This is a genomic window from Halotalea alkalilenta, assembly GCF_001648175.1.
Taxonomy (GTDB): Bacteria; Pseudomonadota; Gammaproteobacteria; order Pseudomonadales; family Halomonadaceae; genus Halotalea; species Halotalea alkalilenta_A.
In genome coordinates this window covers 2237255-2250817 of sequence record NZ_CP015243.1, presented here as the reverse complement: position 1 = coordinate 2250817, position 13563 = coordinate 2237255, and the positions used below count along the sequence as shown (strand labels likewise).

The 13563-nt window shown below is 63.8% G+C and carries 13 protein-coding genes; 11 read left to right on the top strand and 2 right to left on the bottom strand.

The window, feature by feature from the left end; translation table 11 throughout:
• Window positions 1-4: 4 nt before the first annotated feature.
• From bioD to A5892_RS09980, 3 genes are all read left to right on the top strand, one after another.
• Window positions 5-730: a dethiobiotin synthase gene (gene bioD, locus A5892_RS09990; protein WP_064122679.1), complete on the top strand. Its 726-nt coding sequence runs from the start codon at window positions 5-7 to the stop codon at window positions 728-730.
• Entirely contained in the window at window positions 727-2079 is a 1353-nt protein-coding gene (locus tag A5892_RS09985) for an adenosylmethionine--8-amino-7-oxononanoate transaminase (protein WP_064122678.1), read from the top strand. The genes bioD and A5892_RS09985 overlap by 4 nt, the downstream gene beginning before the upstream one ends.
• Window positions 2080-2404: 325 nt before the next feature.
• Window positions 2405-3706, top strand: a complete 1302-nt coding sequence (locus tag A5892_RS09980) for a CitMHS family transporter (RefSeq protein ID WP_064122677.1) — start codon at window positions 2405-2407, stop codon at window positions 3704-3706.
• Window positions 3707-3774: 68 nt separating this feature from the next.
• Here A5892_RS09980 and A5892_RS09975 read toward each other — a convergent pair whose 3' ends face one another.
• Window positions 3775-4290 (bottom strand): GNAT family N-acetyltransferase, encoded by a 516-nt coding sequence (locus A5892_RS09975; RefSeq protein WP_190295589.1) that lies wholly within the window; start codon window positions 4288-4290, stop codon window positions 3775-3777.
• 257 nt (window positions 4291-4547) lie between these two features.
• Between A5892_RS09975 and A5892_RS09970 the strand changes: the two genes are divergently transcribed.
• The 3 genes from A5892_RS09970 (at window position 4548) to A5892_RS20960 (ending at window position 8384) form a co-directional block, all read left to right on the top strand.
• Window positions 4548-6359: an assimilatory sulfite reductase (NADPH) flavoprotein subunit gene (locus A5892_RS09970; RefSeq protein ID WP_064122676.1), complete on the top strand. Its 1812-nt coding sequence runs from the start codon at window positions 4548-4550 to the stop codon at window positions 6357-6359.
• On the top strand, window positions 6359-8101 hold the full coding sequence (locus A5892_RS09965) for an NADPH-dependent assimilatory sulfite reductase hemoprotein subunit (protein ID WP_064122675.1): 1743 nt from the start codon (window positions 6359-6361) through the stop codon (window positions 8099-8101). The genes A5892_RS09970 and A5892_RS09965 overlap by 1 nt, the downstream gene beginning before the upstream one ends.
• A gap of 76 nt (window positions 8102-8177) precedes the next feature.
• Window positions 8178-8384 (top strand): DUF3363 domain-containing protein, encoded by a 207-nt coding sequence (locus A5892_RS20960; RefSeq protein ID WP_082890379.1) that lies wholly within the window; start codon window positions 8178-8180, stop codon window positions 8382-8384.
• A gap of 163 nt (window positions 8385-8547) precedes the next feature.
• Here the strand turns inward: A5892_RS20960 and A5892_RS09960 are convergent, their stop codons facing one another.
• On the bottom strand, window positions 8548-9132 hold the full coding sequence (locus A5892_RS09960) for a TetR/AcrR family transcriptional regulator (RefSeq protein ID WP_064122674.1): 585 nt from the start codon (window positions 9130-9132) through the stop codon (window positions 8548-8550).
• Between the two features lie 329 nt (window positions 9133-9461).
• On the opposite strand from A5892_RS09960, the gene A5892_RS09955 reads away from it, so the two are divergent.
• The 5 genes from A5892_RS09955 (at window position 9462) to A5892_RS09935 (ending at window position 13519) form a co-directional block, all read left to right on the top strand.
• Window positions 9462-10109: a DsbA family oxidoreductase gene (locus tag A5892_RS09955; RefSeq protein WP_064122673.1), complete on the top strand. Its 648-nt coding sequence runs from the start codon at window positions 9462-9464 to the stop codon at window positions 10107-10109.
• 177 nt (window positions 10110-10286) lie between these two features.
• Window positions 10287-11477 carry an MFS transporter gene (locus A5892_RS09950; RefSeq protein WP_064122672.1) on the top strand — a complete coding sequence of 397 codons (1191 nt, stop codon included), beginning with the start codon at window positions 10287-10289 and terminating at the stop codon, window positions 11475-11477.
• Window positions 11478-11525: 48 nt separating this feature from the next.
• The gene (locus tag A5892_RS09945) at window positions 11526-12146 is read left to right on the top strand and encodes an NADPH-dependent F420 reductase (protein WP_064122671.1); all 621 of its coding nucleotides are present in this window, start codon (window positions 11526-11528) and stop codon (window positions 12144-12146) included.
• Entirely contained in the window at window positions 12143-12736 is a 594-nt protein-coding gene (locus tag A5892_RS09940; protein ID WP_082890377.1) for a DUF1993 domain-containing protein, read from the top strand. The genes A5892_RS09945 and A5892_RS09940 overlap by 4 nt, the downstream gene beginning before the upstream one ends.
• Window positions 12737-12748: 12 nt before the next feature.
• Window positions 12749-13519 (top strand): SDR family oxidoreductase, encoded by a 771-nt coding sequence (locus tag A5892_RS09935; protein WP_064122669.1) that lies wholly within the window; start codon window positions 12749-12751, stop codon window positions 13517-13519.
• Window positions 13520-13563 lie beyond the last annotated feature (44 nt).

The following is a 13563-nucleotide window of genomic DNA, read 5'->3' as shown; positions in this document are numbered from 1 at the left end:
AGCCATGTCCCATCACGCCTACTTCGTCACCGGCACCGACACCGATGTCGGCAAGACCCGGATCGCCTGTGCGCTGCTCCACCTCGCCCGCGCCCGCGGCCTCTCCACCGCCGCCGGCAAGCCGCTCGCTTCGGGAGCCGAACGATACGCCGAGGGCCTGCGCAACGACGACGCCCTGGCGCTCGCCGCCGAATGCCGGCCGAGCCTGCCCTATGCCATGGTCAACCCGTTCACCTTCGCCCCGGCGATCGCGCCGCACATCGCCGCGCGAGAGGCGGGAGCGGCTCTGTCTCTGCCTGCGGTGGCCGCGCCGATGCGCGAGCTGCTCGCACAGCGGGCCGACTTCAGCTTGATCGAGGGCGCCGGCGGCTGGCGAGTACCGATCGACGATCGTCATACCTTGGCCAACCTGGCGCAGACGCTGGATCTCGACGTCATCCTGGTGGTCGGCGTGCGCCTCGGCGCGCTCAACCACGCCCGACTCAGCTTCGAGGCGATCGAGGCCGACGGTCTGCGCGTCGCCGGCTGGGTCGCCAACCTCGTCGACCCAGGCATGGCCTGCGCGCCGCAAGCGTCCCGGCTGGACGCCAACCTGGCGAGCCTCGCCCACTGGCTGCCCGCCCCCTGCCTCGGCGTGGTACCGCATCTTGACGCACCCACGCCCGCCGCCGTGGCCGCCCATCTCACCCTGACGCCTCTTATCGAGGCATCGCCGAGGAGAGCCGAATGAGCCTCAACGCCCAGTGGACCGAACGCGACCTGCGCGCGGTATGGCACCCCTGCACCCAGATGAAGGACCACGAACGCCTGCCGATGGTGCCGATTCGCCGCGGCCGTGGCGTGTGGCTCGAGGATTTCGACGGCAAGCGGTATCTCGACGCGGTGAGCTCGTGGTGGGTCAACGTGCTCGGCCACGCCAATCCGGAGATCAATGCCCGGGTCAAGGCCCAGCTCGATGAGCTCGAGCACGTGATTCTCTCCGGCTTCACTCACCGTCCGGTGATCGAGCTCTCCGAGCGCCTCGCCGAGCTCGCGCCACCGGGTCTCGGCCACTGCTTCTACGCCGACAGCGGGTCGGCCGCGATCGAGATCGCGCTGAAGATGAGCTTCCACTACTGGCGCAACTGCGGCCGCCCCGAGAAGCGCCGCTTCCTGACCATCACCAACGGCTACCACGGCGAGACCCTCGGCGCGCTCTCGGTCAGTGACGTCGGCCTCTACACCGACACCTACCGCGCGCTGCTGCTCGATGTGATCAAGGTGCCGGCGCCGGACTGCGTCGGCCTGCCGCGTGAGCAGTGGGAGACCCACGCCGAGACGATGTTCGCGCCGATGGAAGCGGCGCTTGCCGAGCACGCCGACGAGCTCGCCGCGGTCATCCTCGAGCCGTTGATCCAGTGCGCGGGCGGCATGCGAATGTATCCACCCGGCTATCTGCGGCGACTGCGCGAGGCCTGCGACCGCCACGGCGTGCAGCTGATCTTCGATGAGATCGCAGTCGGCTTCGGTCGCACCGGCACGCTCTTCGCCGCCGAACAGGCAGGGGTCGGCCCGGACTACCTTTGCCTGTCCAAAGCGCTCACCGGCGGCTACCTGCCGCTATCGGTGGTGATGACCACCGACCAGGTATTCGACGCCTTCTACGACGACTACGAGCGGATGCGTGCCTTTCTCCATTCGCACAGCTACACCGGCAACCCGCTCGCCTGCGCGGCGGCGCTGGCGACCCTGGCGCTTTTCGAGCGCGACCAAGTGATCGAGACCAATCGGGCGAAGAGCGCGGCGATGGCGCGGGCGAGCGCCCCGCTGCGCGATCACCCCCAGGTCGGCGACGTGCGCCAGACCGGCATGGTAGTGGCGATCGAGATGGTCGCCGACAAGGCGACGATGACCCCTTACCCCTGGCAGGAGCGCCGCGGCCTGAAAGTGTTCCAGCATGCGCTGTCGCGCGGTGCGCTGCTGCGCCCGCTCGGCAGCGTGATCTATTGGATGCCGCCCTATGTGATCAGCGAAGAGGAGATCGCGTGGCTGGGCGAGCTGACCGCGGAGTGCATCGAGGTGGCCACGGCCAAGCGGTAGCCCGGACGGATGCGGGCGCCACGGCGAGGCCGGGCGCCTTTTTCGAGCCGCCAATACCACAACGGGATCAAGTAAAGATTATATTAAGGTTAAGCGACCTGCGAATAACGGGCAAAAAACCACTTTATTTAGTGACAAAAATCCCCCCTACCAAAGCACAACACAGATTGGCGTTCGCGCCCGTATCGCCTCGACCAAGCATCGATTAGGGTTCCTCCGTCCTCGCCACGAACGCCGCTCAAGAGCGCATGCGGCGATTCAACGATGCCGACTAGAACATCAAAACGATGCGCATCGCTTTCCATTCGATCTGGAGAACCGTGAGATGTTGACGACGCTTGGCTTTGGCATGGTCGCTTCCTTCATGTATCTGATCATGAGCAAGCGGCTGACCCCCGTGCTCGCGCTGATCCTGGTGCCGATCATCTTCGGCCTGCTCGCAGGCGCCGGCGGAGAGCTTGGCGCGATGATGCTCGACGGCATCCGCAACATCGCCCCCACCGGGGTGCTGCTGATGTTCGCGATCCTCTACTTCGGGATCATGATCGATACCGGTCTTTTCGATCACCCTGTGCGGCTGATTCTCAAGCTGGTCAAGGGTGACCCGCTCAAGGTGGTGATCGGCTCAGTAGCGCTGGCGCTGCTGGTCTCGCTCGACGGCGACGGCTCGACCACCTACATGATCTGCTGCGCGGCAATGCTGCCGCTCTACAAGCGCCTCGGCATCAATCCGCTGATCATGACCTGTCTTTTCATGCTCGCCAGCGGCGTGATGAACCTCACCCCTTGGGGCGGCCCGACCGCGCGCGCAGCGAGTGCGCTTTCGCTCGACCCGGCCGACATCTTCGTGCCGATGATCCTGCCGATGGTGGCGGCGATCGCCTGGCTGTTCCTGCTTGCCAGCCTGTTCGGCCTGCGCGAGCGCAAGCGCCTCGGCGTGCTCAAGGAGCGCCTGGTGGAGAACGACACCGAGGTGTTCGTCTCCCCCGACGAGCACGCACGCCGGCCGAAGCTTTTGTGGTTCAATGGCCTGCTGACGCTCGGGCTGATGGCCGCGCTGATCAGCGGCATACTGCCGCTGCCGATACTGTTCATGATCGGCTTTTGTATCGCGATGGTGGTCAACTACCCAAGCCTGGCGATGCAGAAAGCGCGGATCGATAGCTACGCGCCAAGCGTACTGGCGGTGGTCTCGATCATCTTCGCCGCAGGCGTGTTCACCGGCATTCTCGGCGGCACCGGCATGGTCGAGGCGATGTCGACATCGCTGATCAGCGTGATCCCCCCGTCGATGGGCCCCTATCTGGCACCGATCACCGCCCTGCTCGGGCTGCCGTTCACCTTCTTGATGTCCAACGACGCCTTCTACTTCGGGGTACTGCCGGTGCTCGCCGAGACCGCCAGCCACTATGGCATCTCGACCGTCGAAATCGCCCGCGCCTCGATCATCTGCCAGCCGTTCCACCTGCTCAGCCCGCTGGTGCCCTCGACCTACCTGCTGGTCGGCCTGGCTGGGGTGGACTTCGGCGATCACCAGCGCTTCACTTTCTTCCTCGCGATCATCACCTCGCTGGTGATGATGTTCGCGGCCATGGCGCTGGGCATGTTCCCGCTGCTCGCGAGCTGAGCAAGCGTTCAGATCCCCATTGGCCTTGGCGTAGCGGGCGTGGTTCGACTCGGCGAGCCTTACACTGCTCAGAGCTCGCGCAGCATCACGCTGACCCATTCGCCGAGCCACTCACGCCGGTCGATCTCGCGCCAGCCAAGTCGAGCGTAGAGGGCCTGCTGGTTGGGCGTATAGAGGTAGAGCCGCTCGAGGCCCGCGCTGCGGGCCCGCTCGGCAAGCGTTGCCACCATCCAACTGGCGAGACCTTGCCCGCGCGCTTGGGGTGCGATGAAAACCGAGGCAAGCCAGGGTGTCCAGGCCGGCTCCAGATCCATGTCGTAGGCCAGCAGTTGGATGCCGCCGAGCATCTCGCCGTCCAGCTCGAGCACGTAGCTGGAGGGCACCGGCTGGCCGGGCTCGCCACACTCATCGATGAGCGCCGCCTCCCAACTGCGCACCTTCTGATGAGGGTGAAGTCCGCCCCACTGCCCGTACTGCCAGCCACTCAAGGTGCCCAACGCGCGATCTCCGCGCGCCAACCGGCGCAGCCGCAGGTCGCCGGGCCTGTCTACTCGATGGTGATCTTCACTGTCCGCCGCGCTCATCAATGAAAACCATTCCCGACAAAGATAAGGGGTATTGAAAGCTTGGATAAGAAGGCCTGAATAGTGCCTTACCAAAGGCTGGGATACCATCGCAGTCAAGATCCATACGCCCTCGGTTCCCATCGGGGGCCTGTCGCGTGAATGGCATCCCATCCAATCATCACGCTATAAGAAGATCTCTTTTCATACCTTCTAATTCTAGTCGCTCCTCGTTAGCATGCTCGCCCGCGACCTGAGGACGACGATGAGGAAAGACTATGTCCAGTGGCCCCCTGCTCGACACCAATAGCCCGCTGAGCGCGGCTCAGGCGGAGCGTCTCAATCAGGCCCTGGCAGGCCTCGACGCGCGCCAGCTCACTTGGCTCTCGGGCTATCTCTCCGGGCTCGGCGCGGCCGGGACGCTGTCGGCACCCGTGCAGGCTCCCGCCAGCGGCACTGACACCGCGTTTCCCTTGGTGATCCTCTACGGCAGCCAGACCGGCAACGCCGAAGGAGTGGCCGAGCTCGCGCTCGAGCGCGCCAAGGCTCGGGGCTTCGAAGCCCGGCTGGCCGATATGGCCGAGTTCGGCAAGAAGGACTTCAAGGCGCCCGCCAACTACCTGATCGTGGTCAGCACCCAGGGCGAGGGCGATCCGCCCGACACCGCCGAAGGCTTCTTCGAGCTGATCAACGGCCGCAAGGCGCCGGATCTCAAGGGCTCGCGCTTCTCGGTGCTCGGCCTTGGCGACTCCAGCTACGAATACTTCTGCCAGATGGGCAAGCTCACCGATGCACGGTTCGCCGAGCTGGGCGCGGAGCGCATCCTCGACCGGGTCGATTGCGACGTCGATTACGATGAGCCCGCCGAGCGCTGGATCGAGGCCACGCTGGATGCCTATCAGGCGCTCAAGGGCGAGTCCCAGGCTCCCCAGCCGGCCGCGGGCTTCGCCATGCCGACCGCCGCCGCGGCGCCGAGCGCCTACTCGCGCAAGAACCCGTTCGAGGCCGAGGTGCTCGAGTCGATCCAGCTCAACGGCCGCGGCTCGCTGAAGGAGACCCACCATATCGAGCTCTCGCTCGAGGGCTCCGGGCTCAGCTACCAGCCCGGCGATGCGCTGGGCATCGTGCCGCAGAACGATCCCAGCTACGTCGATGAGATGCTCGATACCCTGGCGATGGATGCCGAACACGACCTCGGTGAAGGACGACTGCTGCGCGATGCCCTGCTCAAGGAGCTCGAGGTCACCACTCTCACCCGCCCGTTCGTCAAGCACTGGGCCGAATTGAGCGAGGCATCGGAACTCAAGCGCCTGCTCGCGGAAGATGCCAAGGACGAACTGCGCGACTGGCTCTACGGCCGCCAGCTGATCGACATCGTCCGCGACTATCCGGTCACCGGCATCGACGCGCCGACCTTCGTCAGCGCACTGCGCAAGCTGCCGCCGCGGCTCTACTCGATCGCCTCCTCGCTCGACGCCAACCCCGACGAGGTCCACCTGACCGTCGGCATCGTGCGCTACGAGGCCTACGGCCGCGCCCGCGGCGGCGTCACCAGCACCTGGCTTTCCGATCGTGTCCAGCCGGGCGACACGGTGCCGATCTACATTGACCACAATAAGAACTTCAAGCTGCCAGAGAGCGGCGACACGCCGATCATCATGGTCGGGCCGGGCACCGGCATCGCGCCGTTCCGCTCGTTCATGCAGCAGCGCGAGGAGGACGGTGCCAAGGGCGACAACTGGCTGTTCTTCGGCGACCAGCACTTCGAGTCCGACTTCCTCTACCAGGCCGAGTGGCTGAACATGCGCGCCAAGGGGCTCCTGACCCGGCTCGACGTGGCGTTCTCCCGCGACCAGGCGGAGAAGATCTACGTCCAGGACCGGATGCGCGAAAAGGGTCGCGAGCTTTACGAGTGGCTGGAAAACGGTGCCCACTTCTACGTCTGCGGTGATGGGGAGCGCATGGCGGTGGATGTGCACAATACGCTGATCGAGATCGCCAAGACCCACGGTGGCCGCGACGAGGAGTCGGCGACCGCCTGGCTGCGCGAACTGCAGCAGGCCAAACGCTACCAGCGGGACGTTTACTGATGACCGATATCATTGCCAAACTGCGCGACGAGGACCTGACGACCTACGCCGCCAACGAGAAGCTCAAGGTCGATAGCGACTACCTCCGTGGACAGCTGATGGAGGATATGGCCGATATCGCCACCGGCGCGGTCTCCGATGGAGACCTGCAGCTGACCAAGTTCCACGGCTTCTACCTCCAGGACGACCGCGACCTGAGAAGCGAGCGCCGCCAGCAGAAGCTCGAGCCGCTCTACTCCTTCATGGTGCGGCTGCGCATTCCAGGCGGTCGGCTGAGCACGGCCCAGTGGCTGGTGATGGACCGGGTCGCCACCGACTACGCCAACGACACCCTGCGCGTCACCACCCGCCAGACGCTGCAGTACCATGGCGTGTTCAAGCGCAACCTGCGCGCGCACCTGAAAACGATCAACGACGTGATGGTCGATACCATCGCCGCCTGCGGCGACGTCAACCGTAACGTCACCTCGACCGCCAACCCGCACCGCTCGCGCCTGCATCTGGAACTCTTCAAGCTGGCGGCGAAGATCAGCGACCATCTGCTGCCCCACACTCGCGCCTACCACGAGATATTCCTCGGCGAGGAGCGGGTCTACGGCGGCCCGGACGAAGTGGTCGAGCCGCTCTACACCAAGCACTACCTGCCGCGTAAGTTCAAGATCGGCCTGGCCCTGCCGCCGGACAACGAGATCGACATCCACACCAACGACATCGGCTTCATCGCCATCGTCGAGGGCGGTGAAATCGTCGGCTTCAACGTCACGGTTGGCGGCGGCATGGGCTCGACCCACGGCGAGCCCGATACCTATCCGCGGATCTCCGACGTGATCGGCTACGTGCCGGTCGACAAGGCGGTCGACGTCGCCGAGAAGATCATGCTGGTCCAGCGTGACAACGGCAACCGCAAGAGCCGCAAGCACGCGCGGGTCAAGTACACCGTCGATACCATGGGCATCGAGGGCTTCAAGGCCGAGCTCGAGAACTACCTCGGCTACGCGCTCGAGCCGACGCGCGACCATCGCTTCGAAACCACCGGCGACCTGCTCGGCTGGTACCAGGGCGAGGACGGCCTGTGGCACTACGGGCTGTTCGTCGAGAACGGCCGGATCAAGGACTATCCCGAGGACAGCCCGATCCATGCCGGGATGAAGCTCAAGAGCGGGCTGAAGGCGATCGCCGAATCGTTCGATGGCGACATCGTGATGAGCTGCAACCAGAACGTGATCATCAGCAATGTGCCGGAGGCCGCCAAGGCCGGCATCGATGAGCTGCTCGACAAGTTCAACATGGTCAAGAGCGTCACCCCGCTGCGCCAGCACTCGATCGCCTGCGTCGCACTGCCGACCTGCGGCCTGGCGATGGCCGAAAGCGAGCGCTACCTGCCGACCCTGCTGGACAAGCTCGACGCAGTGATGCGCGACGCAGGGCTCGAGCAGGACCCGATCGTGCTGCGGATGACCGGCTGCCCCAACGGCTGCGGCCGCCCGTTCATGGCCGAGATCGGCTTCGTCGGCAAGGCGATCGGGCGCTACAACCTCTATCTAGGCGGTAACTTCACCGGCACCCGACTGAACAAGATGTATCGCGAGAACATCGACGAGAAGACGATCCTCGAGGAACTTACCCCGATGATCCACCGCTACGGCCGGGAGCGCGAGCCGGGCGAGTGCTTCGGCGACTTCGTGATCCGTGCAGGGATCATCAAGGCCACCGTCAACGGCCTCGACTTTCATGCCCAGTAAGCACGCACGCCGCTGACGGCATCGACGAAAAAAACGCACGCCCCGGGGCGTGCGTTTTTTGGTTTGACGATGACTCCTGCCCGGTTCTTCGCTGGACTGCGACGTAGCTCGATACATCATTTTTATCAATAGCTTACGCGCGCCCATCAACGGCATAGGCTTCAGCCTGGTGCCGTGGCGGCCGGTGATCGAACAACGGCTGGGGCAGCAGCTCACTGCAACAGCGCGCGGCGCCGACGTGTCATGGGAAGTCGGACGGCAACGTGGCCCCGGAATTGTCTAGTAGTCGGCGCGTAGGCCCATGCGACGATCCGAGTGGCGTTACCAGCCCAAGGAACGAGTGTCCTTGACAGTGCCGGGGATACCAACCTGCTCACGGTATCGAGGCGGCCGGTCTGCTGCGCCGAAAGTTCGAACGAACAGCAACTGCGACTGAGAATGCGTTGTCAGGCTTCGGGCCAAGACAGCAGAGCGGCACGCACGACCTGGCGGGCAGTCTCCCGCGAGACGCCGGCTTTCGCCTGGACGGCCAAGCCCTGGATCAACGAGACGATGAGCGAGGCGGCATCGTCGCTGGTCATGCCCGGCGGCAGCGGACCCGCCGCCGCCGTCTCTTCAAGTCGGTCGCGGAGCTGCAGTCTGAAGCGCTCGCGGTTGCGCGCCAGTTCCAGCCTGATCGGCTCAGCGTCCGCTGAGCAGGCCACCGCGGCGTTGGTTTCGAGGCAGCCCGGCGGGGTCAGTGCGCCGCGATGCAACTCCGTCATTCCGTAGAGCAGCCGCTCGACGATGCGACGCGGCGTTGGCTCTGCAAGCGCTTCCTGCCGAAAACCCAGAAAGTCACGATAGTATCGTTCGACGATGCGCCGGAAGAGCGCCTCCTTGCTGCCGAAGGCCTTGTAGAGGCTGGATTTGGTCAGCCCCATCGCTTCCAGCAGGTCACTGAGCGAAGTGCCCTCATAGCCCTTATCCCAGAAGACCTGAAGGGCAGCCTGCAAAACCTGGTCTTCCTCAAACTCTCGCGGACGTGCCATTTTGCTTGCCCGTTATTCCTAATCCAATGTGATATAGACCGAGCGGTCCTGATTCCAACAGCTTACCGGACTTTGGCTGGAGCGAGGTAGCGCCCGTCTTCCTCGGGCGCGTCAAGTCCGAGCCTTCGGGTGCCCGCGACCAGCCTTGACCCAGCCACAGACCGTCCTAACCGAGCAACCAGCCTCGAATGGAACTACTGCGTTCCACGCTGACGACGAGGGGCATCCACAGGCATGTTGACATCCGATCGGCATCCTTGAATAATTGGGAACCGATCGGTACACAACTTCCTGCTGCGATGAACTCGGCGGGCTTGGAGGCCACTGACATGCTCAAAATCCAATTCGTCTCAGACATTTCCTGCACGTGGTGCGCGATCGGCCTGCATTCCCTGCAGACGGCGCTGAACCGTGTCGGCGATGCCGTTGGCGCCGAGATCGTGTTCGAGCCGTTCGAGCTGAATCCCGGCATGCCCCCCGGCGGGCAGAACCTGACTGAACACGTCAACCAGAAGTATGGCTCGACGCCCAGCCAGTTCGCCCAGAGCCGGGCGATGTTCCGCGCGCGTGGTGAAGAGGTCGGCTTCACCTTCAATCTCGACGAAGAAAGTCGCATCTACAACACGTTCGATGCGCATCGCTTGCTCCACTGGGCAGGTTTGGCAGGGCGCCAGCACGCATTGAAGATCCTGCTGTTCCGCGCTCACTTTACCGACGGTCGTGACCCGGGTGACCACAACCTGCTCGTGGCGCTGGCCGCCGAGGCCGGACTCGATCCCGTGGAGGCGCGCCGGATCCTGGACACTGACCTGTTCGCAGCCGAGGTTCGCGCACGCGAGCGGGAATGGATCGATCGTGGCGTTCGGTCGGTGCCGACCATCGTCTTCAACGAGCGCGAGGCGATCGTCGGCGGTCAGTCGGTCGACGCCTTCGAGACCTTGATACGCAAGCTGGCGGGGCAGCCGGCGACCGGGTGATTTTTTTTACCTAAAAATGGACCGATAGGTCCACAACACTTGCGCAGGCCACCGACCATGTATTCGACCAACTATCCGGCCGGCATGCGGTGAACCAGGCGTCCGAAGAAGAACGGATATGAACGGCATCATTGTGAATGGTGGAGTCACCCGGTGAAAAGGACGAACGGAAGCAGCATGCCCGCTGCCATCTGGGCACTCGCCATTGCGGCCTTCGGCATTGGCACTACCGAGTTCGTCATCGCCGGTTTGCTGCCCAGCGTTGCGGCCGAGTTCGGCATCACGATCTCGGCCGCGGGATACATGGCGACCAGCTACGCACTTGGCGTCTTTGTTGGCGCACCGCTGCTCATCATCCTGGGAGCGCGGTTGCCGCAAAAGGTGATGCTGATTTCGTTGATGGGGTTCTTCGTCGTGGGAAACCTGATCACCGCATTGGCCCCGAGCTTTGCCTGGGCCTTGGCCGGCCGCGTCGTCACCTCGCTGACGCACGGAGCCTTCATCGGCATTGGCTCGGTCCTGGCAGCGGATCTGGTGGCGCCAAACCGCCGTACCAGTGCCATCGCCTTCATGTTTACCGGAATGACGGCTGCCAATCTGCTAGGTGTTCCCGCTGGCACTTGGCTCGGACAGGCCGTCACCTGGCGTGCGACTTTCTTGGCGATCACCATAATCGGCGTGGGAACGACGGTCGCTCTCGCGATACTGCTGCCCAAGAGCAGACAGCACGACGTTCCCAACATGCGCTACGAGTTCGCTGCTTTTCTGGACGTGCAGGTGTTGATTGCAATGGGCATCACTGTGCTCGGCCCGGCAGCATTCTTCACCTCGATCACTTACATCGCACCGATGATGACGGAGCTTGCTGGTTACAGCGAACACGGCGTGACTGGCATCTTGTTCTTGTTCGGCCTGGGCTTGGTGGTTGGAAACATCCTGGGCGGAAAGCTGGCTGACCGCGCATTGATGCCGTTGCTGTACACCAGCCTGGCCGCGCAGGCAATCGTGCTCTTCGCATTCTTCTTCGTGGTGGAAAGTCGCGCGGCCTCGGCTGTGTGCGTACTGCTGATGGCTGGTTTCGGCTTTGCGACGGTCTCGCCGATCCAACGCCTGGTGATGGACAAGGCCAGAAGCGCAGGCGCGCCAAACTTGGCAGCGTCCGTCAACATCGGCCTGTTCAACCTGGGCAATGCCATCGGGGCTTGGCTGGGTGGTTGGGTCATCGCCCATGGGTTCGGTTATGCCTCTCCGAACTGGGCCGGCGGACTGCTATCCACGGCTGCGCTGGCGCTGGCGCTGGCGTCGGGTTGGCTGACGAACTCCCGCTTGCAAAAGCACAGACGTTCGATTGGCTGCTCAACGAGTTGATTCTCGCAGCGAATCCTGTGACGCGGATTCACAACTGGAGAAACAGATATGAAGATTGGCATCATCGGCGCCCATACCGTCGGTATGCGGCTTGCCACGGAGTTCGAGCGCGCCGGTCACGACATTCTGATGACGAACAGCGGCGGGCTTGAGGGCGTCAGGGAGAAGCTGGCACGCCAAGGTGGCAAAGCGAAGATCACGCCGGCGACGATGCCCGAGGTTCTGGACTGCGAACTGGTGGTTCTGGCCGCGCCTTGGATCACGCGCGAAGAGGTGTTGGATCCGGCTCATGACTGGAAGGACCGCATCCTCCTCGACGCGACGAACACGTATCTCAGCTATCCACCCAACTACCGGGCCGATGATCTGAAGGATGATTCGGGCAGCGAGATCATTGCGCGTCTCGCACCGTCTGCGCGGGTCGTCAAGGCATTCAACACGCTCGACTTCGGCGTCATGTTTTCGCCGCCGCCGGCAGGCGTTCAGCGAGTTCTGTTCGCGGCGGGCGACGATGGAGAGGCGCTCAAGACAGTCTGTGGACTGATCAAAGCGATTGGTTTTCGTCCGGTCGCGCTCGGCACCCTCGCCACCGGGGGGCGCCTCATGGAGCTGGAGGCCCCGCTGCACTTGCTTGAACTGTTCGCACCTGAACAGGAGGCATCGGCATGAGCGATTCTTCTGTGATCCTGCATGACGTTTCTGTTGGCGCATTGCTGGGAGGCTTGCGGACCCTCCGTCATTTACTGGACAAGGCAGAGGAATGCGTGGCCGCCGGTGCGTTCACCGAGGCGCGGCTGCTTGAGGCGCGGTTGGCTGCAGATATGGATCCGTTCCGTCGGCAGATCCAGCATGCCAGTGATACGGCCAAGGCCTGCGTCATGCGGCTTGCCGGTCGCAGTGTGCCCAGCCTGGATGACACGGAAAGTTCGTTGCACGAGCTGCGGGAACGTATCGGCAAGACCGAGGAAATCCTGCGCCAGATAGTGCCTGCCGATCTTATCGGCGGCGAAGCGCGGACGATCAAGGTCAATTTCAGGCGTCGCTGGGTGACCTTCGATGGGGCTTCATACCTGGTCGAGTTCGCGCTTCCCAACTTCTTCTTCCACGTGACGACCGCCTACGCAATCTTGCGCCACCTCGGTGCGAAGGTCGGGAAGCTGGACTATCTCATCGACGTCGCCCATCGCCGGGAACAACCGCTGCGCGAGGGAAGCACCAAGGACGCTCCGGTGCATGTCGTCCGGCCACGCAAACATTAAAGAAGCATCGCCATGGCAAATAACCCAGCAGCCCCCCTCAACCGCAAGATTGCGCTCGTCACCGGGGCCGCACGCGGCTTGGGTGTTGAAATCGCCAGACAGCTTGCGGCGCGAGGCGCGCATGTGATTGTCGGAGCGCGGGATGGCGTGAAGGCCGAAGCGGTCGCGTCCGATTTGCGCAGCCAAGGCCTGATGGCTTCTGCGCTCCAGCTCGACGTGACCAGCGACGACGACCGACGCGCGGCGTACCTGGCGATCGACCAGTCGCATGGCCGGCTCGACATACTGGTCAACAACGCGGGCGTGCTGCTCGACAGTCCTGATGCGGGTATGCCGGCGACATGGCGCCCCAGCCAGACGCCAGTCAACGTGGTACGGCATACGTTCGAGGCCAACTTCTTCGCTCCATTGTTTCTGACGCAAGGCCTGCTCCCGTTGCTGAAACGGTCGGCCGCGGGCCGGGTCGTGAATGTGTCGAGCATCAGGGGCTCCCTCACGCACCTATCGGATCCAAGTTCGCCCGTTTATCCGGGGCATGCGCTTGCCTACGACACCTCCAAAGCCGCTCTCAACGCCTTCACCGTACTGATTGCCGAGGAGTTGCGCGGTACGCCGATCAAGGTCAATGCGATCCACCCGGGTTGGTTGCGCACGACCATGGGCGGCAGCCAGGCGGACATGAGCGTCGAAGAGGGTGCGCGCACTGCCGTCCAGTACGCGAGTCTCGACGAGCAGGGGGCGACGGGCGGCCTCTTCTTTCTCGACGAGCGCCTGCCCTGGTGAGCGTCGCGTTCTATTTCCTTTCTACACAAGGTTTCATCCAACGA

Bases quoted from the DNA above. Each gene is read 5' to 3' on its own strand.
- bioD (WP_064122679.1), top strand. From the start codon at position 5: ATGTCCCATCACGCCTACTTCGTCACCGGCACCGACACCGATGTCGGC.
- A5892_RS09985 (WP_064122678.1), top strand. From the start codon at position 727: ATGAGCCTCAACGCCCAGTGGACCGAACGCGACCTGCGCGCGGTATGG.
- A5892_RS09980 (WP_064122677.1), top strand. From the start codon at position 2,405: ATGTTGACGACGCTTGGCTTTGGCATGGTCGCTTCCTTCATGTATCTG.
- A5892_RS09975 (WP_190295589.1), bottom strand. From the start codon at position 4,290: ATGAGCGCGGCGGACAGTGAAGATCACCATCGAGTAGACAGGCCCGGC.
- A5892_RS09970 (WP_064122676.1), top strand. From the start codon at position 4,548: ATGTCCAGTGGCCCCCTGCTCGACACCAATAGCCCGCTGAGCGCGGCT.
- A5892_RS09965 (WP_064122675.1), top strand. From the start codon at position 6,359: ATGACCGATATCATTGCCAAACTGCGCGACGAGGACCTGACGACCTAC.
- A5892_RS09960 (WP_064122674.1), bottom strand. From the start codon at position 9,132: ATGGCACGTCCGCGAGAGTTTGAGGAAGACCAGGTTTTGCAGGCTGCC.
- A5892_RS09955 (WP_064122673.1), top strand. From the start codon at position 9,462: ATGCTCAAAATCCAATTCGTCTCAGACATTTCCTGCACGTGGTGCGCG.
- A5892_RS09950 (WP_064122672.1), top strand. From the start codon at position 10,287: ATGCCCGCTGCCATCTGGGCACTCGCCATTGCGGCCTTCGGCATTGGC.
- A5892_RS09945 (WP_064122671.1), top strand. From the start codon at position 11,526: ATGAAGATTGGCATCATCGGCGCCCATACCGTCGGTATGCGGCTTGCC.
- A5892_RS09940 (WP_082890377.1), top strand. From the start codon at position 12,143: ATGAGCGATTCTTCTGTGATCCTGCATGACGTTTCTGTTGGCGCATTG.
- A5892_RS09935 (WP_064122669.1), top strand. From the start codon at position 12,749: ATGGCAAATAACCCAGCAGCCCCCCTCAACCGCAAGATTGCGCTCGTC.